Origin of the sequence: Lonepinella sp. MS14436, from assembly GCF_042470565.1 — a bacterium.
GTDB lineage: Bacteria > Pseudomonadota > Gammaproteobacteria > Enterobacterales > Pasteurellaceae > Lonepinella.
Window position 1 is genome coordinate 1319533 of sequence record NZ_CP170385.1, and the last position, 23488, is coordinate 1343020.

Here is a 23488-nt window from a genome sequence, read left to right on the forward strand (position 1 = left end):
TGTGTATGGTTAGGGCTTTTTTTTGCCTATCGTTGAGCAAGCTCCAAAAGTCGCCCTTTGCGTTCGTGGTAATTCATATCAATATTAATTAAAGCGGTGTTGGTGGACTGTAATAGATTTAATTTTTCCAACTGCTCACGATTAAACTGACTGCGAATGGTGCCTGTGATATTGCGTTCTGCTTTCCATTTACGCACGTTTTTATTCAATACCAAGCTGTCTAACATTTCTTGTTCTCTGATATACATAAACCGCTGTTTATTCGGCTCAATATGGTGACGCTCTATCATTGCCTTGATTGCGTCTGTCATCTCTGAATTGCGGTCAATGCTTGCTAAACGTGCTTTTGTTTCTTTGAGTGTGTTTCGGTGTGCTTTGGGTGCAATCTGTTTTAATAGGCTCTCTGCTTTGATGAAATGGTGGCGAATTGCCTTGCCTATTTCGTTCTTCTCCATTAAGCAAAGGTGCTTAGCCATGTCTAGGGTGATGAAGTAGTCGATAGCGTTTTGCCCGCCATTTTGAAGTGTCCAATTAGTCGGGGTGTCATTGGTTAAATTTTCCGCACCGCTCGTTAAATTTGTCGTGCGGTCTAATTCCTCTAATCTGGCTTTGTGTTCTGGGTTATTCATTGCATTATGAACAACGATAAAATCAAAGTTTTCTGTAAATAGTCCGCCATTGGTGCGTCGTTTAATCCAGTGCGTAAAATCTTGTTTGGACTGCAACGCCTTATGTAAATTACGTGCGTTAATAGTCTGATAATCCACGCCATTAATTAAGCGTGCTTGTGTGGCTAATAGGTCGGTAACTTGTTCAATCATGTTTGTTGTCCTTGTATGTGGTATTTTGTAGTAGCTTTACTCCTCAAATTTGAGGACCAAAATTTAATCAATCTTTTTTACTCAAATTTGAGTAAAATAAATCTTTGTTAATCATTTCCACCAGTTTTTGATTGACTATCTAACTGTAGTTTTCTGTAGTCGTTTTTAATTGAATGATTTCAACATTTATCAACATTTTTATGTTTTTCACGCGCGCGTGCGTACTGCTGACAAAATTCAGGTTTTTTCAGGTCGGTATGGTGTCGGCTCGTATTCGCCTTTCTCCACGTTCTCCACGTGTTCAGCAAGGTTTGTTAGTCGGTTAATGAAATACATTGCCCCATTTCTGAACGCCTTATAGCGTACGTTTTGCTCGCCTGTGAGTGTCATTCCACCAGCTTTTAAATCTTTGAATAAATCAATCCCCTTTTGTAGTCGGTCGGCTAATTCTTCTGATTCCTTGGCTAATGCTTTCTTGAAGCCGTAGTGTTCTGGAAATTCATTTTTGCAGCGTTCTACCGCAATTTTATCCAGTTCAAAACTGCGGGTGGTTTGTGGATAGGTTTTGTATTTTGGTGTTAATTTTTTTAACGTCATTTTTTTAATCTCCGTTAATGGTTGTTGCTGGTGGTCCTATCATTCACTAAATGCCATTTCGCCAGCATAGGGGAACGGATCAAGCCATATTTCTTTAAATGCCTGCGTGTAGGGTTCTTCACCACGTAATACAGCTTTACTTTCCACGAATTTAAGCAATTTTTCTGCCGTCGCACGGTTAGGGACTGAATAGCGATAATATTGCCCCATACCGTCCGCTGTGTTTTCCCAGTTACGGGCGAATTTAACATCTATTAATTTCTCAATTTTGTTTACTTCATTACGTCCGCTGGTGATATGTTGATTCATGGCTAATTCAAGTTCAGAAATGCCACGGGGATTAATTAATAACTGAATGCCTATGCGTTCTAGTCGGTCTGGTCGTTTATCTGGTCTCATATTGATTACCTATAAAGTGATTAGTGAAAGTAAATGCCTAGTGTGTTAGGCGTTAATGTAGGCTTGAACGTCTGCTAAACGCCAACGAACAGCACGATCGCCAATTCTCTTTGGCTGTGGAAATTTGCCAGATTTAGCGAATTTGTAGATAGTGGTAGAAGATAAGCCAGTCATTGCCGTAACGTCTTTTAGGGTCAATAGCTGCTTTGTAGGTTGGTTAGTTTCTTGAATGCTTTCTGTTGTCATAATTTCCGCCTTTTGGTTTTGAACAAAATTAAAGTGCGGTGTAATTAAATAACAATTTTTAAGTAATCGGGGAAAAGTGAATAAATGAACTCGTTCACTGAACAAATGAACTATTTAATAGCGTTTTTGAACAATTAGAAAGGAATAAAAAAAGCGACCTTTTACGGTCGCTAAACTCTATTCATGTATTTTTGAATAGTCACCTTTGACGGTATCTGCTCACCTTTATTTTTTGCGGTTAGAATTGTGTGTAATTCGCTGTACGTTGGTATGCGTCCGTCTTTCTGTAATTCGGGACTTGCTTTAATCAGTAAATTGATAAAGTGAGCCAATTTTTCTTCATTGGTTGATAGCGGTAAATCTCCGTTATATTCTACATTATCCACCGCACTTTGTTTTGTGGTGGTGCTTTGAATATCGGCTAATTGCTGTTCTAATTCGGCTATGCGTTCGTTAGCCTGTTGTAATTGGTCGTCCCCTTGTTCGCTAGTGATCTCACTAGAATTAAATTCTCTATACTCTGGAATATCCCACTTGTAACCGTGGTAAGTTGCCCATTTTTTTGCATCTTTAGAATGAATTTTAAAAATCTCCTGTTCGTTGTTTCCGTAATAATCTAAACATTCAATATCAACCCTTGAACGGCTTAACTTATTTTTTCTTACATCTTCTCGTAATTGTTCAAGCGGATAACTATAAACACTATAATCTTCAAGACTGCTAGCCGTATGTTTCGGATCTAAGTTAGAAGAAATACATATAACTTCATATTCGTTAAAAAACTCTACAAGGCTCAAAGAAATTTTAGTTTCGTCATCTAAATAACAGTAATCTTGAAATTTAGGCAATGCCATAATTACGCCCCTATACGCTCCCTATTCGGTAAAAGTGCGACAAAATGAAATAGGGTTCACTCTTTCGGGTCGGGTAATTAATCCGCACCTAGTCGCACTTATATTCATTGCGTAGTAATACGCTGTTTAATTCTGTCTTATTTTAAATCAAATTTAGATACAGTGGAATACTGTATAAAGGGGTTTTGTTGTGATTATTTTTATATTCCTGTTGGTGGAATCTGTGGTGCCTGTTTATTTTTTAATTTGTTAGGGGTATCCAATTTTTGCGGATACCCTAATTCTTTTTGTTTTAAGGTAAGCTAATGTGAAGTTTTGTGAGGTTGTCTAATTGTACTTTCGCCGTATAAAAATGCCTAGAAAAACTGGAATAGCGATTAAATGAAGTTCCAATGGCGGTATTTGAACCTTTTCATCTGAAATTTTTACCCACCCCATGGGGCTTTGTTTTATACATTCCCTAAAAATCAGCAGCTTTAAAATTTAAGTAGTCATTAAAACGCTAGAAATTATCTATATAACTAAAAGTTATTGATAATTTTGTATGTAATATAATCTGATATAGCATTATTTTTGTGCTTTAATTTAGATTTATCCCCGTATCCCCGTCTTATCCCCGTCCTTATCCCCTTTTTATATCTCTTTCTTTTCTAAAAGAAAAATAGATATAAATAAGGTAAAACGGGGATAAGGGGATAAAAAATGAAAAAAAACATTATAAAATAGGATAGTAAGAGAAATTAATTTTTTATATTAAAATGGAATATAAAGCCAGATTTAAATAAAAAACTGGCTAGGGTTAGGTTGTCGGCTTTGGTGGTGGAAGTGATTATCCTGTTATCATTCCGCACTGCTCGCAATAGTCGCCCCATTGTTGCAATGCTTGCTTGCGTTCGTCTAAATATTCGTAACGGTCATAAATTGCCTGTATCTTGCCTTTCCCTGTAGATAGGTGAGCTAGTGCCAATTCTGCCACCACCACATCAACGCCAATTTGAGTTAAATAAGTCCTAAAGATTGAGCGTAAGCCATGGGCGTTTTGTCTGCCTTGTAGGTCTGTTCCTTGTAATATTTCCTTTAATGCTTTTGTGACGCTCTCACGGCTCATAGGTGCGGTTCTGTTGCGTACTTTGGCAAAGATAAAAGCACTCGTGCCGTTAATCTGTTTAATCGTTTCTAGTAGCCGTTTCGCTTGCGTAGATAAGGGGATAATGTGATCTCGTGGTTGCTCTTTTAATTTCCGTGTCTGTTTCAGTACATAACTAGGGACTATCAATAATTCATTATCAATAAACCGCCATTCTAGCTTGGTAACTTCCCCCTGCCTTAAACCAGTGAGCAAGCTCAAATTGAAAGCGTAGAACGTGTTAGGCTCAATTCTGTGAGCGGTGTAGGCGTTATTCATTAAGTCTATTAGCTTAGGTAATTCATAAGGCATAATGCTAGGGTGGTTCTTTGCTATCGGGGTAATAAAATCATCTTTGGCTATGTTGCAATTATGAAATTCTATAACGCCTAACTTTATGCCGTAATCCATGGTGCTTTTAATAAGTCGGTGTAATTTGTCTAACGTATTGCCAGCCCCTATTTTTTGATATAGCTCAAGCAAAATTCTAGGCTTAATATCCGCCAGCGGTAGATCACCGATAAAGGGTAGTACGTGCTTTTCTAATCTCTGCCAGTTCTTCGCTATAGTATCGGGGTTGCTTGCTTTGCTAGGGTAAACATCATTAAACCACTTTGAACAGATTATTTTAAAAGTATTCTCTGCCTTTCTTATTTCTGCTAACTCTTGTTCCTTGCGGTATTCTAAAGGGTCGATATTTTCCGCCAGCAACGCCAGAAATTCATCACGCTGTTTACGTGCTTGCTGTAGTGATACTTCGGGGAAATTACCTAAACTAACTTCATTTTCTTTTTTGGTTATTGGTCGTTTGTATCTCATACGCCAATTTTTAACGCCATTGTTTTTTATCAGCTTGAATTGTCAAACTAAGTGCAACACTTTATCAAAATAAATCTCATAAGGTGTCCGCCAACTTAAACATTTGCGAGGTCGGTAGTTTAATTTATCGACACCGGCTTGTATTTCATCATCGCTCCACAGGTTGAAGTCCTGCTGTTTCGGGAAATATTCCCTTAACAACCCATTCGTATTTTCGTTTGTTCCCCGTTGCCAAGGTTGGTGCGGTAACGGAAAATAAAAGGGAACTTTCAATACTTCCGTTACCTGATGATGCCTTGCAAATTCTTTTCCCCTGTCGGGCGTAATCGTCATAACGGGTTGATTATTCAAGGCTTCTATTATCGCCGCACTCACCAAATCCGCTTTCTTCTCGGCGACTTTCCTGCAGATGAGAAAGCGGCTCTGTCTGTCCGCCAAAGTCACGCAGCAGGCACCACCGGACACGCCGAGCACGGTATCCGCTTCCCAATCGCCAATCCGTGAACGTTCGTTGGCTTCTTTGGGTCGTTCGGTTAAATGATGGCTAATCGGGATTTTGCCACGACGTTCTTCATGGACTTTCGTATGCCGTGTTTTTCCACGATGTCTGAGTTTTCGCACCGCCCCTCTTGCGCCATGAGATAACCCTTTCTCATCAAATAATCCCGCATAGATACCCCGATAAATCGTATTGTGACTGATTGAATACTCACTGTTTTCCAGCTTCAGACGGTGTTGTATTTGTTCAGGCGACCATTGCTGTGCTAAGAATTTATCTCTCACCAATTCAAAGAGTTTGGCATTATCCAGTTTACGCTTTGGGTGACAATTTTCACGCCGAGCCTGATAACAGTGCATTGCCTGGAAAGCCGAATAGCTATCCAAAGCATTATTTCGCATGAGTTCTCGTGAAATCGTCGATTTATGGCGACCCAAAATGGTGGCGATTTCAGTCAGAGAATGACCTTGAGCGTGCAAAACCATTATCTTTTCTCGTTCGGTTAGGGTAAGATGTTTGTATGAAGTGTTCATTTTTCTCAATGTTTATTTTGTTGTGGTAACTCAATAATACATTAAGTTGATGAACACTTCTTTTTTATGTGTTGCAGTTAGATTGTAAATTCAAGAGTAAAAATAATCCGCCACCGTCTGAAAGTTTATAATTTTTATCCTTTGGCTTTGTGTTAATAACTTCGGTATTAGTTAAAGGTTTAGTTAATCGTGCCATTTGCTCAAAATCTCAAAAAATAAATAACCGTTCAAGCCTTATACTAAAAGGCTCTAGGAAAAAATAAGGGTACAAAATTACTATTTTTTCTGTACCCTTAAACTTGTACCCTTATTTGTACCCTTATTATTTGCGGTTGTCAACGTAAGGCAAAACGCTAACGCATAAGAATACGAAAGAACATCATTAAGGTGTAAAGCCTTGCGGTATCAGGTTTCGCCCGTCTTAAAAGTAAGATAAAATAACAAAACGTAAGACGAAAAAAAACCACGTAACAACGTGGTTTCTTGTAATTTGGTGCCAGTGGTCGGACTCGAACCGACACGCTTTTAAGGGCGGCGGATTTTGAATCCGCTGCGTCTACCGATTTCGCCACACTGGCAAGCAGTGAATCTTGTGTTGCATTATACGGTTATCTAATATGGTTGCAAGTATAAATTGTTGATTTATGCTTATTTGCTTTAAATTTCATCAATTATAAGATGATTTTTTGTAAGTTTGATTGCCTAGCTGAACTATCTAAAATCGGTCAAATTTTGAAAATATTGCTATCAATCAGTGTTATATATTTTATAGCTTAACCTTTTTGCGTCAGAGTATTTGTTAAATTAATCTTGTGGAACAGATTTCTTTTCCAGAATATTATTCTCATCTAGTATTTGCAAGCGAGCAATAGCGTTACGATAAGATATTTCTAAACTCTCACGGCTTGTTGCTAATACACCTTGATCGACTAAGAAACCGTCATTTACATCGTAAACCCAACCATGTAAAGAAAGTTTAGCACCACGAGCCCAAGCAGATTGAACAATAGAAGAACGACCAAGATTATAGACTTGTTCTGCTACGTTGATTTTAGTTAACATATCAGCTCTTTTTTCGGGAGAAATATTACCAAGCAAATGGCTGTGTTTGAACCAGATATCACGAATATGTAATAACCAGTTATTGATTAACCCGAGATCTTGATTGGTCATCGCTGCATTAATACCACCACAGTTGGTATGTCCACAGATGATAATATGTTCAATATTTAATACATCCACTGCATATTGCACCACAGAAAGGCAGTTGAGATCGGTATGAATAACTTGATTTGCTACATTACGATGTACAAACAATTCGCCTGGTTCTAAATTCGTCAGTTTTTCTGCAGGAACACGACTATCGGAACAGCCTATCCATAAATAATGTGGGGTTTGATGTTCGGCGAGTTCTTTGAAATAAAGTGAATTTTCTTCTTTCATTCGCAATGCCCAACTGTGGTTATTGGCGAATAATTGCTCAATACGTTTCATCATTTTTTGGCTTCCTATTTAATAATTTCATAACAAGGCTCGTAAGCATCACCTGTTGGCAATTTCATACGATTCTGTACGATAAAATCTTGTAATAATTGATCGATGTTACTCATTAATTGTTGATTACCGTTTAACTTAAATTTCCCTAAGCTAGCAATTTTATCTTGCGTATCGGCTTTTATGTTACCAGCCACGATACCTGAAAAAGCTCGGCGTAAATTTGCCACTAAATTCACCGCACTTTGATTAAGATGAAGATTCAAATTAGCCATATTCTCATGAGTTGGAATAAATGGTTTTTGAAATTCGTGGTCAATTTCTAGTGACCAGTTAAAGCTATAACTATCACCTTTTTTAAACCGTTGTTGCTGAATTTTAGTCATTGCAGACTTCATGTGGCGTGACACCGTCACTGGGTCATCTATAATAATTTGATAAAGAGATTGAGCTTGTTCGCCCAGCGTTTCTTTAACAAAACGATCAATGGCATCAAAATAACCTTGACTTTCTTTCGGTCCAGTGAGAATTAACGGTAAGGTTTGTGCTTGATTTTTAGGATTGAGTTTTATACCTAAAATAAACATAAATTCTTCAAATGTCCCAGGTCCACCAGCGAAAATAATAATACCATGCCCCATGCGTACAAAGGCTTCTAAGCGTTTTTCAATATCTGGCATAATAATCAATTCATTGACAATCGGATTGGGTGGTTCTGATGCAATAATGGAGGGTTCAGTAATACCGATAAAACGGCTATTTTTATAACGTTGGTTTGCATGCCCGATCGCCGCACCTTTCATGGGGGCTTCCATAACACCCGTACCACAACCCGTAATAATATTTAACTCACGTAAGCCAAGTTCAGTTCCTACTGCACGGCAGTATCGATATTCCGCCTCACTAATCGAATGACCGCCCCAACAAACCACTAAATTAGGTTTTTCACCTACAATTAGGGCTTTCGCATTACGTAAAATATTAAACACTAAATTGGTGATTTGTTCACTATTTAAATCAGTATTTGAAATCATACTGTGAACAAATAAAATATCACGTAATACCGCAAAAGAATGATATTGAATATTACTAATCATCACATCATCTACAAAAGCAGTTTCAGGGGGATTATGTAATTCTAGGGAAATGCCACGTTCCCTTGCGACTAAATTAATATCAAAATCATCATATTTGGCTAATAAGGCTCGACTATCATCGGAGGCAGCACCAGAGTTTAGGACTGCTAAAGTACAATTACGATAAAGATGATAGAGTGGTGAGCCAGCTTGTTTGGTTAATTGGCAAACTTCAATATGGGAAAGCTGATCCATACTGCCTTTCGGATTAATATAATAAACTTGATTCATATTATTGTCTGGCTAAACGTTGGTTAAGGGGAATCGGTTCAAAGTTTGAACGGAACGGATTAATATCTAAACCACCACGACGGGTATAACGAGCATACACAGTTAATTTTTGTGGTTGAGCGTACCGCATTAAATCATTAAAAATCCGCTCTACACATTGTTCATGAAATTCATTATGTTGACGGAATGAGATTAAATAGCGTAATAATTTTTCTCGATTAATTTGTTTTCCTACATAATGAATTTGTACTGAACCCCAATCGGGCTGGCTAGTAATTAAGCAATTTGATTTAAGTAAATGGCTGACTAACGTTTCTTCCACCTGTTGCTCATTGGTACAATTATCCAGATAATTGGCATCAAAAGCATAATCGGTGATTTCAATATCTTGATAATCAATACATTCGCCAGTAAAATCCACAATCTTTTGCTGGCGGTAAAATTCGAGAGAATTTAACCGCACCTTGACATGACCCTCAGCACATTGAGCCAAATCCTGTTGAATGGTATTTTGTACTTGTTCAAAAGAAGCAAATTTAGTTTGGTTAAAGCTATTTAAATAGAGTTTAAAACTTTTTGATTCAATTAAATTTTGTGAGCGGTAATCAATTTCTATATCCGCAATGGCAACCTGTGGCAAACCTTTAGGGTTTAGCCAAGAAATTTCATAAGCTGTCCAAATATCTGCACCGAATGAAAAAGGCTGTTGTTGCGTAATACCAAGCGTATCACGGTTAAGTGAACGTGGCACGGGTTGCAGTAAAGTGCGGTCATAAATGGCACAATATTCCGTTTTTTGACCGAGTTTTAAGCTTTTTAAGCTATCGTTATTTGAGTACATTATTTTTTCCAGATAATATGATATTCACGATCATCTACACGATGTGAGATTAAAAATTTTGCAAAAATATCATTCATTTCATCTTGTTCATTGACTAAACCAATCCACACTTCGGCATATTCTTCGGGGTCAATCAGCACACCGATTTCTTGCTCCCAGTCATCAGCGGTTTCCACAAATTCTACTGCACCACGATCTTCAAATTGTAGGTTAAATAAAAGAATATCAGCAGGATCTAAATTTTCTCCTGCCATTTCAAGGAAAATATCATAGGCAATATCTATAGCGGTATCAGGATCGAGTTTTTGGATTATTTCTGTCATAAGAGTTTACTGTTTGGATTTATTAAAATAAAAAAGTGCGGTCATTTTTCACCGCACTTTTATTGTGTTTGGTGCAATTTACAAGATTATACTTTTTTAGTCGGTTTAATCGCTAGTAAATTACATTTCAATTTGCTAATAACATGTTCTGCGGTATTACCAAGTAGTGCGGCAGAGAGTCCAGTTCGTCCAACTGTACCTAAAATCACTAATTCTGCCTCAATATCGTTGGCAACTTGCGGAATAACTTCTTCTGGGAAACCCTCATAAACGTGCGTATGATCTTCCGCAATACCAAAATGTTGACGTAAGGCTTTCATGTTAATTAAGTGTTGACCACGTACACCGTTAATATATTCACTTGAATGAAATTCTGGTAAATCAATCGCCATATTCATAGGTGTCGGCGGATAGGCACTGACCAAATGTACGTTACCACGTTCTAATTGATCAGCTAAGTCCATACTGAGCGAAACGAGTTCTTTATTAAAAATATCGTGATATTCTTCATCACCTGATACGTTGACTGCTACAAGAATACGTCTTTGATGTTTCCAGTCACCGTCACGTACCATTAATAATGGGGTAGGACATTTACGTAATAATTGCCAATCCATTGGGGTGACAAAGAGAGAGGTTAAACTCTCTTCTTCTTTGGTATATTTAATTACCAAATCATAATGATTAGCTTCAATTTCAGCAACGATAGCTTCGGATTCATTACTTGACCAAACCACTCGTGAGTGAAATATAATCATTGGATCGGCATATTTTTCTAAATAGGGGAGGACATCTTTTTGACGTTGCTCAACCACGGTTTTGTGCATTTCTTCACGTTCATCAGCGGAAAGCAAGGCAGACATTTCATAAGAAAGATCATAGACAGGTAAGAAAACAGTAATATTAACTGGCGTTTCGCTTTTCTGTTCTTTTACCAAACGGACAGCACGAGCAAGACCGTATTGTTTTTCATTCTCTGGGTTAAGAATAACGAGAATATTGTTGAATTTCATCATAACCTCCATTTTTGCTTTTGCAGTTTGATTTCATTCATTTTTGAATACGATATAGCATAGAGTGGATTGCATAAAATAACAAGTTAGATAATTTAAAAATGTGATCTACACAACAAATTTTATGCAATTTATGGTTGATTAATAAAAATTTTTAGTCAAATGCTATTTTGGTACGATGAATTCCAGCAACTTCGGTTAATTCAGGCAGACTATTAATCGTAATATATTTACCTTGTACGGACAAAATACCTAATTTTTGAAAACGTCCCAATAAACGGCTAATGGTTTCTACGGTTAAACCGAGGTAATTACCAATATCGCCACGCGTCATGGTTAAACGAAATTCTCTAGCTGAAAAGCCACGTGCAGAGTAGCGTTTGGATAAATTATAAATAAAAGCCGCTAAACGTTCTTCTGCATTCATTTTAGATAAAAGTAAAATCATTTCCTGATCACTTTTAATTTCACTACTCATTAACCGCATAATTTGTTGGCGTAATTTAGGCATTTTGCCAGATAAGTCATTGAGTATATCAAATGGAATTTCACATACCATCGCAGTTTCTAAGGCTTGGGCAAAGCTAGGATGACGCATATTCATGATGGCATCAAACCCCACTAAATCTCCAGGTAAATGGAATGAGGTAATTTGTTCTTCTCCCGCTTCATTGATTGTATAAGTTTTAATTGTACCAGAACGAATAGCATATAATGAAACTAGTTCATCGCCAGCCTTAAATAATACTTGGGATTTTTGGATGGGTTTTTTACGTTCAATAATATTATCTAACTGATCTAACTCATGAGCATTAAGCGTAAAAGGAATACATAATTGACTAATACTGCAATCTTGACAATGAATAGCACAACCGCCTGATTGAACTCGGCGACCCATACTTGGTTCTGATGATAAAATACTCATTCTTCCTCAAATTATTTTGTGATAAAATTGATCTAACTCAAAAATAATAGCATTAAAAAGTGAAATTAAGAAGTAATAAATGAGAAAAAAGGTGATTTATGCCCGCAGAAAAATTGACTAAAAAACGTCTTATCCAAATAATCATTATGTTTTGCATTTTAATTACGGCATTTGGCTATAAAACGTATCAATATTACCAATAACAACAAACGAGTGAACAGCAATTATAAGCAATACTCTAAGCATCTATTAGCAAAGATTCTTCATCATTTTTACGGAATTTTTAACCGCACTTTTTATTAAAAAAGCTGATAATCTATACTTATCAGCTTTTTCTTAAGATCTTAAAATCTTATTTGGTAGTTTATAAACTAGCAAGATCTTTATCAATCAAGTAAATAGATTTACCGTCTTCACCTAAAATGTTGAATTTATCTAAAATACCACCAAATAATTTTTCTTCTTCGTGCTGTTCAGCCACATACCATTGTAAGAAGTTAAATGCAGAGTAGTCTTTTGCTTCAAAGGTTGCTCCAACGAGTTCATTGATTTTACTAGTAATCAATTTTTCGTGAGCAAAAGTTAATTCAATAACTTCACGTAACGATTTATATTCATGAGAAACTTCTTCAATAGAAGAAATTACCGCTTCTGCTCCTGTTTCATTTAAATAAGTAAACAGTTTACGCATGTGTTGCATTTCTTCTGCAGCGTGTTCACGTAAGAATTTTGCAGCACCTACATAACCTTTTTGGTTACACCAAGCACTCATTTGCAAATAAAGATTTGAAGAATAAAATTCTAAATTCATTTGAGCATTTAATAACTCAACTATTTTTTTTGCTAACATGATATTTGTCCTCTTATTCTAATGTTAATAATTCTTTGTCAATTAAATAAATTGCTTTGCCGTCATTGCCTAAAATATCAAATTTATCAATCACGCCACCGAATAAGGTTTCTTCTTCGTGCTGTTCAGCCACATACCATTGTAGGAAGTTAAAAGTAGAGTAGTCTTTGTTTTCAAATGTTACTTCAACTAATTCATTAATTTTTGCTGTTACATGTTTTTCATGCTCAAAAGCAATTTCTAATACTTCACGTAATGAATTGTATTCAGTACGTGGTGCTTCAATTTTACCTAAAATTGGTAAGCCACCAGTTTCGCTGACATAATCAAATAATTTTTGCATGTGTTCCATTTCTTCATCAGCATGACGTAAGAAGAATGTGGCGGCACCTTCGTAGCCACGATTGGCACACCATGCACTCATTTGTAAATAAGTGTTAGATGAAAAGAATTCTAAATTGATTTGTTCATTCAATTTAGTGGTAATTGCTTGGTTTAACATTTTTTGTTTCCTCGTAAAAAAATAAAAGTGGAATAATTCCAACTGTTGTAATTATAACCGACCAAATGAGAATTGCAATATTTATTTTTATGTAACTCATTAATTTAAAAGGAAAAAACAATAACAACTATTATCATTTAGAATAACTTAACATTTTTGTTACATAAATAATTTTGTAAATAATTCCTATTTTTACTCATAATTTCTGATGAAATGGTAGCGAGCAATGTTTGCGTTATAACTAATGCCAAAATTTCTTTGCTATTTTTCACCGCACTTTTATGTTGTGAAGAAAAGAAAAACATAAGAAAGACATAAGAAAGACATAAGAAAATTTGATTTATCTAGGAAATTCATTATAATACGCTCTCTCAAAATAATTTTTGAGCAAATTTATGGGAAATCGTTGGGTCGCCTGCGATTTCTGTCTTTAAACAATCTTACAAGAGAACATTAAAATGGCATTTAAATTTAACGCTGAAGTTCGTACATCGCAAGGTAAGGGTGCGAGCCGCCGCCTGCGTCACAATGGTCAAATTCCTGCGATCGTTTATGGTGGTAGTGAAGAACCAGTTTCAATCGTATTAAACCACGATGAATTAAATAACGCACAAGCACACGAAAGTTTCTATTCAGAAGTTATTACATTGGTTATCGGTGGTAAAGAAGTTGCGGTTAAAGTGCAAGCTATGCAACGTCACCCATTTAAACCAAAATTAGCACATATCGACTTTAAACGTGTATAATTTCTAGCTTGTTTGTTGAAAAACACCAATAATCACTGATTATCGGTGTTTTTTTTATTATAATGAAAAAAAGTTAAACATAAGGAACATTATATGACATTAAAAATTGGTATTGTGGGAGCTGGCGGTCGAATGGGTCGTCAACTCATTCAGGCGGTACATTCTGCTGATGGTGTTGAATTGGGTGCTGCATTTGAGCGAGTTGGTTCGTCATTAATTGGTGCCGATGCTGGTGAATTAGCTGGTGTAGGTAATTTAGGCATTAAAGTGGAAGATAAATTAGAAAATCAACTAAATAATTTTGATGTATTGATTGATTTTACACGCCCAGCAGGCACGTTAGCACATTTAGACATTTGTGTGGCACATCATAAAAAGATGATTATCGGCACAACGGGGTTTGATGATGCAGGTAAACAGGCAATTAAAACGGCAGGCGAAAAAATTGGCGTAGTATTTGCTTCAAATTATAGTGTTGGGGTAAATTTAGTGTTTAAACTGTTAGAAAAAGCCGCTAAAGTGATGGGTGATTATTGTGATATTGAAATTATTGAAGCACATCATCGCCATAAAGTAGATGCTCCCTCTGGCACAGCGTTATCTATGGGGGAACATATTGCCAAAACCCTTGGACGTGATTTGAAAACACAGGGCGTATTTTGTCGTGACGGTATTATCGGTGAACGTAAACCAGATGAAATAGGCTTTTCTACTATTCGAGCGAGTGATGTTGTCGGTGAACATACGGTTTGGTTTGCGGATATTGGTGAGCGGGTAGAAATTTCCCATAAGGCCTCTAGCCGTATGACATTTGCCAACGGGGCAGTGCGTGCTGCAAAATGGATCGTCAACCAACCGAATGGCTTATTTGATATGACAGATGTGTTGGATTTGAATAATTTATAAGTTCTAAAAAATTCGGGCGAACACATCGGTTCGCCCTGAAAGAATATTTTTCTACTATTTATCAGAATAATATCCGCCCATTGCACTATAAATTGCATTTTCGTTTTGAATCACCGCATATTTTGCATTTAAGATAGCGACTTGAGAGGTTTTCTCTGTATTCGCTGCATTTAACCATTCTCTTAATTCAGATACGCCAGCGTTATAACGGTTTTGATAATATTTTGTGATACGTTGATCATATTCATACTTTTTATTCAAATTAGTGAAGTTTTGTTGTGATTGTGTATAAGCAAAATAGTTAGTATCAATTTCATTTAATGCAGTGGTAATCCCTTGTTCGTAAGTAACACGTGCCGATTCATAAGCTGCTTCTGAAATTTTCACATTCCATTTTACATGATTCCAATCTAAGAACGGCAAGCTAATCGCTAATGTACCTGCTGCCACAGGATTATTTAATGCGTTGCTGACTTTCGTTCCACTAGAAGATAAGCTACCCCCTAAACTAATGGTTGGAAACCAAGATTTTTGTGTTGCTTTCGCATCTTTAAAGGCACTACTTAAACGGAATAAATTGCCTTTGACATCGGGACGATTCGCAATCGTTGATACAGGTACATTTAAATTAACATCGGTTGTTTTCACATTTAAGATATGTGGGAATGTAATATTTAATGCTTGATCTGGTTTTAAATTTAATAAATTACGCAAGGTTTGTTCTGCGGTTTTGCGTTGAGTTTGATAGCTAATCAAATTGTTTTGTGCTAATAATACCGATTGTTGAGCTTGATCTGTGCTGGCACGATCTGCAACACCTTGACTCAAGCGATTTTGCATAATTCTATTAATTTGGTTGTAGTAGCTAATCGTATCATTGGTCGCTGAAATGGCATCATTTAAATAAGCGATTTGATAATAAGTTACAACCACAGAATTGATTAAAGAAAGGCGAGTGGCTTCTAAATCTTGTTGTGTTGCTTTGTAATTCCATTCGCCAGCATCTGCGGCATCGGCTAAACGTCGCCATAAATCTAGGGTGTAACTAATGCCTAGTGAACCCGTATGACTAATCGTTGAATTTGCACTGGTATCTGTTGGGCGACTTGCGGTCGATGTGCTAGAAGCATTGAAACTAGGCACTAAATCTGCACCTAATAAATTCGCTTGATAAAGTGCCGAATTAACAGAAATAGTGGCTTTAGCGAGATCTTTATTATTTAACAAGGCTTGCTCAACGACTTGGTTTAATTGAGCATCATTGTATAATGCCCACCAATTTTCTTTGATGTTATATTGTTGCGTTAATTGCTCATATTGTTGATAATCCTGTTGAGAGGCTTGATAGCTATCATTAATATTGGCACAACCGACTAAGGCGGAAGATAAAATCACGGTTAAAGCGATTTTGTTCAGTTTTAGCATATTTTGTCCTTTAAATTTAACATGGAAGTGCGGTGAAAAATCGGTAAATTTTAACCGCACTTTGAATAAAAATTTCTAAATGAACGTTCGTTCATTTTTGTCTTGTGTATTGTAACAGAAAATTTATTTTTTTCTACTATTCTCGTGCAAGTGCATTAATTGGATTTAATTGTGAAGCATTCTTTGCTGGCACATAACCAAATACTACACCTATAAAGCTAGAGCAGAGTACAGCTGCAATAATCGAAAATGTGGAAAATACCATAGTAAAATCGGTCATCAATAAATTGAACACCGTGCCAAATAAGATAGATAACACAATGCCAGTTAATCCGCCAATTAAACAAATCAGAATAGCTTCAATTAAAAATTGTTGCAGAATATTAGATTGTCTTGCACCGATCGCCATTCGTACACCGATTTCTTTAGTTCGTTCAGTCACGGATACTAACATAATATTCATCACACCAATGCCACCCACCACTAAGGAAATCAATGCAATAGATGAAATTAACAAGGTCATGGTATTGGTGGTGGCTTCAATGGTTTGCTTAATGGTGTCGGTGTTCATCACAAAAAAGTCTTTTGTGCCATGACGAACTTGCAATAAATTGGTTAAGCCTTTTTCTGCCACGGTAGAATTAATATCATCACGAATTTTCACCGTAATACTATCAATTTTTTGATTACCCGAAATTTTGTTCATGGCGGTAGTGTAAGGAATATAAATTTTTAAACTGCTACTGTTCATACCCATATTGTTAGATTTTGCCACACCAATAACCTTTAATGGTTTCTTATTCACCATTAACACTTGACCTAAAGAATTTTGATTGGGAAAAACCTGACTTAATGTATTTTCATCAATGACTGCGACATTTTCATTATTTATCACTTCATCAGCCGTGAAGAATTGACCGTTTTCTAAGGTTAAGCCTTTCACGTTAAAATATTGTTCACCAACGCCATAAACTTGAGCGGTAAAGCTATTGCTACCATAAGTTAATGTTCCGCTGACAGAACTATTAGGCGTTGAGCTTTCAATATAACTTTGTTTAGCCAGAATATCGCTATCTGAAACGGTTAAATTTTGGTTTCTTTCTGCATGCCGATCACCAAATCCAGTACCATTAAATATATCCATGGTATTGGTTCCCATTGAATTGATATTTTGCAAAATTTTTTGTTGTGAACCTGTTCCTAGTGCAACCACACAAACTACGGAAGTGATCCCGATAATAATGCCTAGCATCGTCAGCAATGAACGCATTTTGTGTGCAACGATTGCTTTTACCGACATTTTGAATGATTCTAAAAACTGATCTTTATAAAAACTAAACGCATTTTTATTAATAGTTGGACTTGGAGCTTTGTGAGCAATGAAATCATTTTTACGCGTATCTTCAATAATTCTTCCGTCTTTAATTTCAATTACACGGTTGGCAAAACTTGCGACCTGTTTATCATGAGTCACTAAAATAATCGTATGTCCCTCACCATGTAGTTGAGTTAGAATCTCCATGACGGTTTCGCCACTTTTACTGTCTAACGCTCCCGTTGGCTCGTCCGCTAAAATAATTTCGCCACCATTCATCAAGGCACGGGCAATACTCACACGCTGTTGTTGACCCCCAGAAAGTTGGCTAGGTTTATTTTCTAATTTATCGCTTAAACCTAATTTATCTAATAAACTACCAGCTCGAGCTAGACGAGCGGATTGATCGATACCTGCATAAATAGCAGGAAGTGCCACATTTTCCACCGCACTTAGGGTCGAAAGCAAATTATAACGTTGGAAAATAAAACCAAATTTTTGCTGACGTAAATCAGAAAGCTGATCTCGATTGAGATGACTAACTTCCTGATGATCAATTTTATAGGATCCCGATGTCGCCGTATCTAAACAACCGATAATATTCATCAAAGTGGATTTGCCCGATCCCGATTGCCCGATAATCGCAATAAAATCGCCTTTTTTGATGTCTAAATCAATATCTTTTAAAATCTGCGTACGGTTTTCGCCCTCACCAAAAAATTTGGTGATGCCTTTCATTTCAATAATATTCATAAAATTATCCAATTTTTCACCGCACTTTAGAATAATCTCGGACCACGATTGCTATTCCCCACCGTTTCACCTTGTGCAACTTGTGACGTTATCACTTTATCCCCCTCATTTAAACCTGATAAAATTTGGGTATTCACATCATCATTAAAACCAACAGTGACTTCACGTTTTTCTACTTGATCACCATTTAATATATTCACATACACAGTATTACCTTGTTTTTGTAAACTTGTGGTTGGCACTAATAAGGTATCGTTAGCTTCAGCAATCGTAATCGTATTTTGTGTCGTCATACCAATACGCAATTTTCCCTCAGGATTATCCACAATAACATTCGCATAGTAATAAACCGCATTGGTATCCGTCACATCTTCCGTATAACCATTATCGGTTAGCGTAGTCATCGCAGGATCTACCGAGTTAATTTCAGCATGATATTTTGTATTTGGATCAGATAGCGTAGTAAACTCAATCGGCATGCCTTGTTTGACTTTGGTCACATCACCCTCAGAAATTTCAGGTTTGATCAGCATTTTGCTTAAATCCGCAACCTGTACAATAGTTGGTGTAGTTTGATTGGCATTGACGGTTTGACCGACAGAAACGGGAATAGAAATCACTGTACCATTTAATGGCGATACAATTTTGGTATAACCTAAATTGGTTTGAGCGGTGCTAACTTCAATTTCTGATTGCTTGATTGAGGCTTCTACTGTTTCAATCTCTGCTTCAGCACTGGATAGGGTATTTTTAGCTGAATTTAAATCATCTAAAGTGGTAGAATTTTGCTTATAGAGTTTTGCCATACGGTTATAAGCCGATAATGCAACATCATAAGCGGTCTTTTTGGCTTTTAATTGTGCTTGATAAGAAGACAGTTGAGCTTGAGCTGTATTCAAGCTATTTACTTGCGTTTTTGAATCAATTTCCGCAATCAAATCCCCCTCTTTGACTTCCTGACCGAGTGTCACATGAATTTTTTCAATTTTCCCCGATACTTGAGCCCCCACTTCAACACGGTTATAACTTCTTACCGTACCTGTGGCGATCACAGATTTTTGCAAATTACCACGGCTAACGGTTTCGGTTAAATAGGTTATTTGTGAACTATTGTCCCCTTTAAAATAAAACCAACCCGCAATACCTAAAGCCGCAATAACCGCCAATGTTAATAATTTTTTTTTCATAGTCATTTCCGATAATCAATCAATTTATGTAGAGTATAAGGGAGAAATCTTAATAAAACCTTAATTATTGTAATAGATTTTAGTTTTTAGGAAAATTCTGGAAGTAAAAAATAGAGCCACTTATTTAAGTGGCTCTAGGGGAATATTATTCAAGATAATTATTTGTTATAGTTCGGGTGACGAGGACCAATTAAAAGTCCACCACTGCTACCGACATAAACAAGTTGTCCCATAGCTACTTGGGAAACGTTAAAACCATAATCTCTTGATGTATCAGCAATTTGGCTTACTGCCGCTTTAACTAAGGCAACTAAAACACCGTCATTAGAGTTAGTTGAGCCTTGACTATGTTTTCCTTCTCCTTCCCATAAGACTTTTCCTGTACGTAGATCAACTAATTTACCTTCTAATTCTACGGTGGTGACACTATCAAAAACCTTATAACTCGTACCATATTCTTTTATATTAATATATAGAATACTATCCGCACCAAAAATTTCTTGAATTTTCTTAATATTTGTTTGTTGAATAGCGTAACCATCGGTAATACCATTTTGTTTAAATGTTTCATCTACTAATGCAACAGGGTAAACATAATAACCTAATTCAGCCAAAGGATAAGTTACAGTAGATAATACACTGGTATCGGCTTTAGCTTCTGGGGAATTATTTGTTGGCATCACTACCAAAATGGATTTAGGTTTACTTTCGTTCAGAGCAGAGTAATCATAAGTTTTTTTGGGCTTAACTGCACAACCACTAAGCAATAATGCAATGGTAACGAAGATTATGGTGATTAATTTTTTCATGATAAACCTCTATTATTTCTTAGCTTTTTGTAAGAATTGCATAAACTGACGGCTTTCAGGATATAGAGCTTGTTCTTGTTGAAGTGCTTCATTTCCCTCCGATACACGACCTTGTTTAATCAACAATAAACCTAAATGAGCATAAATGCCTGGAGCAACCTGTTTATTACTTTCTTTAGCTGATGCAATAATTTTTCGGATATCTTCTTCTTGTTTAGCATAATCGCCATTATTTTCATAATAGGCATGTAAAGTTTCTTGATAATTTCCCCAATAATAAAGAGAGTTATCTTTATGACTAGAACCACAAGCAACCAAAAAAGCAGAGAAAAGAACAACTGCGGATAATTTCATTATTTTCATCATTTATCCTTATTTAGCGGGTGTCCATTGACCTGCTTCAATACCTTTGACAAGATTATCAACTGCTTCTCGAATAGCTAAATCCAATACTTTACCATTGAGCGTTGCATCATATCCAGCTGTGCCACCAAAGCCAAGTACTTCACGGTTAGAAAGATTATATTCCCCCGCACCTTGAGCAGAGAAAACTACTTCCGATGTATTTACATTAACCACATTTAACGTCACTTTTGCATAAGCAACTTGTTCTTTACCTCGACCTAAAATACCAAATAATTGATGATCACCAACAGTTTTACGCCCAAATTCTGTAACATCGCCCGTAACAACATAGGTTGCCCCTTTAAGATTTTGTTTTACACCTTTAATTTTGGCTTCTTTGGCGGTTTCACTCATATTAGTACGATCTAAAACATTGAAACGCCCTGTTTGTTGTAGGTGAGATACAAGGATTGTTTTTGATTGACTGCCTAATTGATCTTGCCCATCGGAGAATATACCATTTTGATAGCTTGAACGGTTATCAAATTTCCCTACGGAAATAGCGGATTTTACACCTTGATAAGTCGCAGATTGAGAGGCAACTGTTTGTGTGGGAGCAATCGTTCGAGATCCTTCTGTCGCACATCCAGTTAATCCTAAAAAAGGTAAACAAAATAGTGTTGTAATAACTTGTTTTTTCATTGTAGTTTCCTTCTAAATGTAACTAATTAATATTTAACCATTAATTATATTAGCTTATCTTAAAAAGATAAGGTATAGATTCTATTTAAATCCGTGATCAAGATCACAAATTTTCTGCTTTATTGTATAGTTTGTGGTTTCTTTGTAATCAGTTATTAAATCGTGTAGAATAACCCTAATTTTTAACAGCTTAAATTTTACTATATGACAACAGAAAATACTGTAATTGAAGAAACGGGCGAGATTCGCCCAACTAATTTTATTCGCCAAATTATTGATGAAGATTTAGCAAGTGGTAAACATAACAATGTTTACACCCGTTTTCCGCCTGAACCCAATGGTTATTTGCATATCGGACATGCCAAGTCTATTTGCTTAAATTTTGGCATAGCTCAAGATTATCAAGGTAAATGTAATTTGCGTTTTGATGATACTAACCCAACCAAAGAAGATGTGGAATATGTGGATAGTATTAAGCAAGATGTGGAATGGTTAGGTTTTCACTGGGAGGGTGAACCACGTTATGCTTCCGATTATTTTGATCAACTTTATGGCTATGCCATTGAGTTAATTGAAAAAGGATTGGCCTATGTAGATGAGCTTTCACCAGAACAAATGCGTGAATATCGTGGTACATTAACGGAGGCAGGGAAAAATAGCCCATATCGTGATCGCCCGATTGAAGAAAATTTGGCATTATTTGAAAAAATGAAAAACGGAGAAGTCCCTGAGGGAAAAATGAGCTTGCGTGCCAAAATTGATATGAGTTCCCCGTTTATGGTGATGCGAGATCCAGTGATTTATCGCGTGAAATTTGCCAGTCATCATCAAACAGGGGATAAATGGTGTATTTATCCGATGTACGATTTTACCCATTGTATTTCTGATGCCATTGAACGCATTACCCATTCATTGTGTACGTTAGAGTTCCAAGATAATCGCCGTTTATACGACTGGGTGTTAGAACATATTTCTATTGCACGTCCGTTGCCACATCAATATGAATTTTCTCGTTTAAATTTAGAAGGAACCTTAACTTCTAAACGTAAATTACTGAAATTAGTTGAAGAAAAAGTGGTAGATGGCTGGAATGATCCCCGTATGCCGACCATTTCAGGTTTACGCCGTCGTGGTTATACACCAGCATCTTTACGTGAATTTTGTCGCCGTATTGGGGTGACAAAGCAAGATAACGTGGTGGAATTTTCAGCGTTAGAAAGTTGTATTCGTGATGATTTAAACACCAATGCACCACGAGCTATGGCAGTGATTAATCCGTTAAAAATTGTGATTGAAAATTTAAAAAATCCAGAAATTTTAACCGCACCTAATCACCCTAATCGGGAAGAACTCGGCACTCGTCAATTAGCATTTACCCCTGAGCTTTATATTGATCAAGCAGATTTCCGTGAAGAAGCCAATAAACAATATAAACGTTTAGTATTAGGTAAAGAAGTACGTTTACGTAATGCTTATGTCATTAAAGCGGAACGAGTAGAAAAAGATGCAGACGGCAATATTACCTGTGTTTATTGCTCTTATGATCCTGACACTTTAGGCAAAAATCCAGCAGATGGACGTAAGGTGAAAGGCGTAATTCATTGGGTGTCAGCGACAGAAAATTGCCCTGCGGAATTTCGTCAATATGGACGTTTATTTGATATGCCAAACCCAGGGGCGGAAGAGGATATTATTGCAGCTATTAGCCCAAATTCTTTGGTTATTAAACAAGGTTTTGTGGAAAAGAGTTTAGCTCATGCTCAAGCAGAGCTTGCCTATCAATTTGAACGCGAGGGGTATTATTGTGCTGACAACAAAAATAGTCACCCTGAGCATCTAGTGTTTAACTTAACTGTTAGCTTAAAAGAAGGATTTTAAATGAAAAAATTAGTATTAATTGTATTGACTGCGTTGGTATTAACCGCTTGTTCGCAACCGAAAGATATTTATTTTAATGGTTCTGAAGGTTCACATTCAGGGATTAAATATGATAAAAGTAGCGAATCATTTGGTTTAAACCCTTAATTAGTCTATCTAAACTAAAATAAAAAGCGGTCAAAAATTTAACTATTTTGATCGCTTTTTTATCTA

25 protein-coding genes, 1 tRNA gene and 1 pseudogene are annotated in these 23488 nt (G+C 36.4%); 4 read left to right on the forward strand and 23 right to left on the reverse strand.

Annotated elements, in window-relative coordinates; all coding sequences use genetic code 11:
- Nucleotides 1-26: 26 nt before the first annotated feature.
- The 17 genes and pseudogenes from O1Q81_RS06350 to ftnA (O1Q81_RS06430) form a co-directional block, all read right to left on the reverse strand.
- Nucleotides 27-821 carry an antA/AntB antirepressor family protein gene (locus tag O1Q81_RS06350; RefSeq protein WP_386696584.1) on the reverse strand — a complete coding sequence of 265 codons (795 nt, stop codon included), beginning with the start codon at nucleotides 819-821 and terminating at the stop codon, nucleotides 27-29.
- Between the two features lie 237 nt (nucleotides 822-1058).
- Nucleotides 1059-1418 (reverse strand): hypothetical protein, encoded by a 360-nt coding sequence (locus O1Q81_RS06355; protein ID WP_386696586.1) that lies wholly within the window; start codon nucleotides 1416-1418, stop codon nucleotides 1059-1061.
- A gap of 39 nt (nucleotides 1419-1457) precedes the next feature.
- On the reverse strand, nucleotides 1458-1817 hold the full coding sequence (locus O1Q81_RS06360) for a hypothetical protein (protein ID WP_386686083.1): 360 nt from the start codon (nucleotides 1815-1817) through the stop codon (nucleotides 1458-1460).
- 45 nt (nucleotides 1818-1862) lie between these two features.
- Nucleotides 1863-2063 (reverse strand): helix-turn-helix transcriptional regulator, encoded by a 201-nt coding sequence (locus O1Q81_RS06365; RefSeq protein WP_386686085.1) that lies wholly within the window; start codon nucleotides 2061-2063, stop codon nucleotides 1863-1865.
- A gap of 170 nt (nucleotides 2064-2233) precedes the next feature.
- Nucleotides 2234-2917 carry a hypothetical protein gene (locus tag O1Q81_RS06370; protein ID WP_386696588.1) on the reverse strand — a complete coding sequence of 228 codons (684 nt, stop codon included), beginning with the start codon at nucleotides 2915-2917 and terminating at the stop codon, nucleotides 2234-2236.
- Between the two features lie 829 nt (nucleotides 2918-3746).
- Nucleotides 3747-4862, reverse strand: a complete 1116-nt coding sequence (locus O1Q81_RS06375; RefSeq protein WP_386696589.1) for a tyrosine-type recombinase/integrase — start codon at nucleotides 4860-4862, stop codon at nucleotides 3747-3749.
- Between the two features lie 42 nt (nucleotides 4863-4904).
- Nucleotides 4905-5894: an IS30 family transposase gene (locus O1Q81_RS06380; protein WP_386696591.1), complete on the reverse strand. Its 990-nt coding sequence runs from the start codon at nucleotides 5892-5894 to the stop codon at nucleotides 4905-4907.
- 91 nt (nucleotides 5895-5985) lie between these two features.
- Nucleotides 5986-6090 (reverse strand): annotated as a pseudogene (locus O1Q81_RS06385) (integrase); the annotation flags it as partial.
- Nucleotides 6091-6385: 295 nt separating this feature from the next.
- Nucleotides 6386-6472: transfer RNA gene (locus tag O1Q81_RS06390), tRNA-Leu, on the reverse strand.
- Nucleotides 6473-6698: 226 nt separating this feature from the next.
- Nucleotides 6699-7388, reverse strand: a complete 690-nt coding sequence (can, locus tag O1Q81_RS06395) for a carbonate dehydratase (RefSeq protein WP_386690240.1) — start codon at nucleotides 7386-7388, stop codon at nucleotides 6699-6701.
- A gap of 14 nt (nucleotides 7389-7402) precedes the next feature.
- A complete protein-coding gene (ppnN, locus tag O1Q81_RS06400; RefSeq protein WP_386696593.1) occupies nucleotides 7403-8755 on the reverse strand; it encodes a nucleotide 5'-monophosphate nucleosidase PpnN in 1353 nt (450 codons plus the stop codon).
- Between the two features lies 1 nt (nucleotide 8756).
- Nucleotides 8757-9596: an NADPH-dependent 7-cyano-7-deazaguanine reductase QueF gene (gene queF / locus O1Q81_RS06405; RefSeq protein WP_386696595.1), complete on the reverse strand. Its 840-nt coding sequence runs from the start codon at nucleotides 9594-9596 to the stop codon at nucleotides 8757-8759.
- The gene (locus O1Q81_RS06410; RefSeq protein ID WP_386696596.1) at nucleotides 9596-9919 is read right to left on the reverse strand and encodes an HI1450 family dsDNA-mimic protein; all 324 of its coding nucleotides are present in this window, start codon (nucleotides 9917-9919) and stop codon (nucleotides 9596-9598) included. The genes queF and O1Q81_RS06410 overlap by 1 nt, the downstream gene beginning before the upstream one ends.
- A gap of 86 nt (nucleotides 9920-10005) precedes the next feature.
- Nucleotides 10006-10932 (reverse strand): universal stress protein UspE, encoded by a 927-nt coding sequence (gene uspE / locus O1Q81_RS06415; RefSeq protein ID WP_386686102.1) that lies wholly within the window; start codon nucleotides 10930-10932, stop codon nucleotides 10006-10008.
- A gap of 154 nt (nucleotides 10933-11086) precedes the next feature.
- Nucleotides 11087-11857 (reverse strand): FNR family transcription factor, encoded by a 771-nt coding sequence (locus O1Q81_RS06420; protein WP_386686105.1) that lies wholly within the window; start codon nucleotides 11855-11857, stop codon nucleotides 11087-11089.
- Nucleotides 11858-12221: 364 nt separating this feature from the next.
- Nucleotides 12222-12707 (reverse strand): non-heme ferritin, encoded by a 486-nt coding sequence (ftnA, locus tag O1Q81_RS06425; RefSeq protein WP_386686108.1) that lies wholly within the window; start codon nucleotides 12705-12707, stop codon nucleotides 12222-12224.
- Between the two features lie 13 nt (nucleotides 12708-12720).
- Nucleotides 12721-13209, reverse strand: coding sequence for a non-heme ferritin (ftnA, locus tag O1Q81_RS06430; protein WP_386686111.1), 489 nt, complete (start codon nucleotides 13207-13209; stop codon nucleotides 12721-12723).
- A gap of 458 nt (nucleotides 13210-13667) precedes the next feature.
- Here ftnA (O1Q81_RS06430) and rplY point away from each other — a divergent pair, with 458 nt between their 5' ends.
- On the forward strand, nucleotides 13668-13955 hold the full coding sequence (rplY, locus tag O1Q81_RS06435; protein ID WP_386686114.1) for a 50S ribosomal protein L25: 288 nt from the start codon (nucleotides 13668-13670) through the stop codon (nucleotides 13953-13955).
- A 93-nt stretch (nucleotides 13956-14048) separates the two neighbouring features.
- Nucleotides 14049-14861 (forward strand): 4-hydroxy-tetrahydrodipicolinate reductase, encoded by an 813-nt coding sequence (dapB, locus tag O1Q81_RS06440; protein WP_386686117.1) that lies wholly within the window; start codon nucleotides 14049-14051, stop codon nucleotides 14859-14861.
- 54 nt (nucleotides 14862-14915) lie between these two features.
- Here dapB and O1Q81_RS06445 read toward each other — a convergent pair whose 3' ends face one another.
- From O1Q81_RS06445 to O1Q81_RS06470, 6 genes are all read right to left on the reverse strand, one after another.
- The gene (locus tag O1Q81_RS06445) at nucleotides 14916-16286 is read right to left on the reverse strand and encodes an efflux transporter outer membrane subunit (protein WP_386696597.1); all 1371 of its coding nucleotides are present in this window, start codon (nucleotides 16284-16286) and stop codon (nucleotides 14916-14918) included.
- A 136-nt stretch (nucleotides 16287-16422) separates the two neighbouring features.
- Complete coding sequence (locus tag O1Q81_RS06450; RefSeq protein ID WP_386693860.1) at nucleotides 16423-18354, reverse strand: MacB family efflux pump subunit; 1932 nt, start codon at nucleotides 18352-18354, stop codon at nucleotides 16423-16425.
- Between the two features lie 26 nt (nucleotides 18355-18380).
- The gene (locus O1Q81_RS06455; protein WP_386696599.1) at nucleotides 18381-19541 is read right to left on the reverse strand and encodes an efflux RND transporter periplasmic adaptor subunit; all 1161 of its coding nucleotides are present in this window, start codon (nucleotides 19539-19541) and stop codon (nucleotides 18381-18383) included.
- 158 nt (nucleotides 19542-19699) lie between these two features.
- The gene (locus O1Q81_RS06460; RefSeq protein WP_386686128.1) at nucleotides 19700-20350 is read right to left on the reverse strand and encodes a DUF799 domain-containing protein; all 651 of its coding nucleotides are present in this window, start codon (nucleotides 20348-20350) and stop codon (nucleotides 19700-19702) included.
- A gap of 12 nt (nucleotides 20351-20362) precedes the next feature.
- Entirely contained in the window at nucleotides 20363-20716 is a 354-nt protein-coding gene (locus O1Q81_RS06465) for a DUF4810 domain-containing protein (RefSeq protein ID WP_386696601.1), read from the reverse strand.
- 6 nt (nucleotides 20717-20722) lie between these two features.
- Entirely contained in the window at nucleotides 20723-21397 is a 675-nt protein-coding gene (locus O1Q81_RS06470; RefSeq protein WP_386686134.1) for a CsgG/HfaB family protein, read from the reverse strand.
- A gap of 204 nt (nucleotides 21398-21601) precedes the next feature.
- Here O1Q81_RS06470 and glnS point away from each other — a divergent pair, with 204 nt between their 5' ends.
- Both glnS and O1Q81_RS06480 read left to right on the forward strand, forming a co-directional pair.
- Entirely contained in the window at nucleotides 21602-23275 is a 1674-nt protein-coding gene (gene glnS / locus O1Q81_RS06475; protein ID WP_386686137.1) for a glutamine--tRNA ligase, read from the forward strand.
- Nucleotides 23276-23422 carry a hypothetical protein gene (locus O1Q81_RS06480; RefSeq protein WP_386686139.1) on the forward strand — a complete coding sequence of 49 codons (147 nt, stop codon included), beginning with the start codon at nucleotides 23276-23278 and terminating at the stop codon, nucleotides 23420-23422.
- The last annotated feature ends 66 nt before the right edge of the window (nucleotides 23423-23488 follow it).

Excerpts from the sequence above, each read along its gene's own strand:
- ftnA (WP_386686108.1), bottom strand. The coding sequence starts at position 12,707 with ATGTTAGCAAAAAAAATAGTTGAGTTATTAAATGCTCAAATGAATTTA.
- rplY (WP_386686114.1), top strand. The coding sequence starts at position 13,668 with ATGGCATTTAAATTTAACGCTGAAGTTCGTACATCGCAAGGTAAGGGT.
- O1Q81_RS06370 (WP_386696588.1), bottom strand. The coding sequence starts at position 2,917 with ATGGCATTGCCTAAATTTCAAGATTACTGTTATTTAGATGACGAAACT.
- can (WP_386690240.1), bottom strand. The coding sequence starts at position 7,388 with ATGAAACGTATTGAGCAATTATTCGCCAATAACCACAGTTGGGCATTG.
- O1Q81_RS06480 (WP_386686139.1), top strand. The coding sequence starts at position 23,276 with ATGAAAAAATTAGTATTAATTGTATTGACTGCGTTGGTATTAACCGCT.
- glnS (WP_386686137.1), top strand. The coding sequence starts at position 21,602 with ATGACAACAGAAAATACTGTAATTGAAGAAACGGGCGAGATTCGCCCA.
- O1Q81_RS06460 (WP_386686128.1), bottom strand. The coding sequence starts at position 20,350 with ATGAAAAAATTAATCACCATAATCTTCGTTACCATTGCATTATTGCTT.
- O1Q81_RS06420 (WP_386686105.1), bottom strand. The coding sequence starts at position 11,857 with ATGAGTATTTTATCATCAGAACCAAGTATGGGTCGCCGAGTTCAATCA.
- dapB (WP_386686117.1), top strand. The coding sequence starts at position 14,049 with ATGACATTAAAAATTGGTATTGTGGGAGCTGGCGGTCGAATGGGTCGT.
- O1Q81_RS06380 (WP_386696591.1), bottom strand. The coding sequence starts at position 5,894 with ATGAACACTTCATACAAACATCTTACCCTAACCGAACGAGAAAAGATA.
- O1Q81_RS06470 (WP_386686134.1), bottom strand. The coding sequence starts at position 21,397 with ATGAAAAAACAAGTTATTACAACACTATTTTGTTTACCTTTTTTAGGA.
- O1Q81_RS06350 (WP_386696584.1), bottom strand. The coding sequence starts at position 821 with ATGATTGAACAAGTTACCGACCTATTAGCCACACAAGCACGCTTAATT.
- O1Q81_RS06365 (WP_386686085.1), bottom strand. The coding sequence starts at position 2,063 with ATGACAACAGAAAGCATTCAAGAAACTAACCAACCTACAAAGCAGCTA.
- O1Q81_RS06410 (WP_386696596.1), bottom strand. The coding sequence starts at position 9,919 with ATGACAGAAATAATCCAAAAACTCGATCCTGATACCGCTATAGATATT.
- ftnA (WP_386686111.1), bottom strand. The coding sequence starts at position 13,209 with ATGTTAAACCAAGCAATTACCACTAAATTGAATGAACAAATCAATTTA.
- O1Q81_RS06455 (WP_386696599.1), bottom strand. The coding sequence starts at position 19,541 with ATGAAAAAAAAATTATTAACATTGGCGGTTATTGCGGCTTTAGGTATT.
- O1Q81_RS06445 (WP_386696597.1), bottom strand. The coding sequence starts at position 16,286 with ATGCTAAAACTGAACAAAATCGCTTTAACCGTGATTTTATCTTCCGCC.
- O1Q81_RS06375 (WP_386696589.1), bottom strand. The coding sequence starts at position 4,862 with ATGAGATACAAACGACCAATAACCAAAAAAGAAAATGAAGTTAGTTTA.
- O1Q81_RS06360 (WP_386686083.1), bottom strand. The coding sequence starts at position 1,817 with ATGAGACCAGATAAACGACCAGACCGACTAGAACGCATAGGCATTCAG.
- O1Q81_RS06465 (WP_386696601.1), bottom strand. The coding sequence starts at position 20,716 with ATGATGAAAATAATGAAATTATCCGCAGTTGTTCTTTTCTCTGCTTTT.
- queF (WP_386696595.1), bottom strand. The coding sequence starts at position 9,596 with ATGTACTCAAATAACGATAGCTTAAAAAGCTTAAAACTCGGTCAAAAA.
- O1Q81_RS06450 (WP_386693860.1), bottom strand. The coding sequence starts at position 18,354 with ATGAATATTATTGAAATGAAAGGCATCACCAAATTTTTTGGTGAGGGC.
- ppnN (WP_386696593.1), bottom strand. The coding sequence starts at position 8,755 with ATGAATCAAGTTTATTATATTAATCCGAAAGGCAGTATGGATCAGCTT.
- O1Q81_RS06355 (WP_386696586.1), bottom strand. The coding sequence starts at position 1,418 with ATGACGTTAAAAAAATTAACACCAAAATACAAAACCTATCCACAAACC.
- uspE (WP_386686102.1), bottom strand. The coding sequence starts at position 10,932 with ATGAAATTCAACAATATTCTCGTTATTCTTAACCCAGAGAATGAAAAA.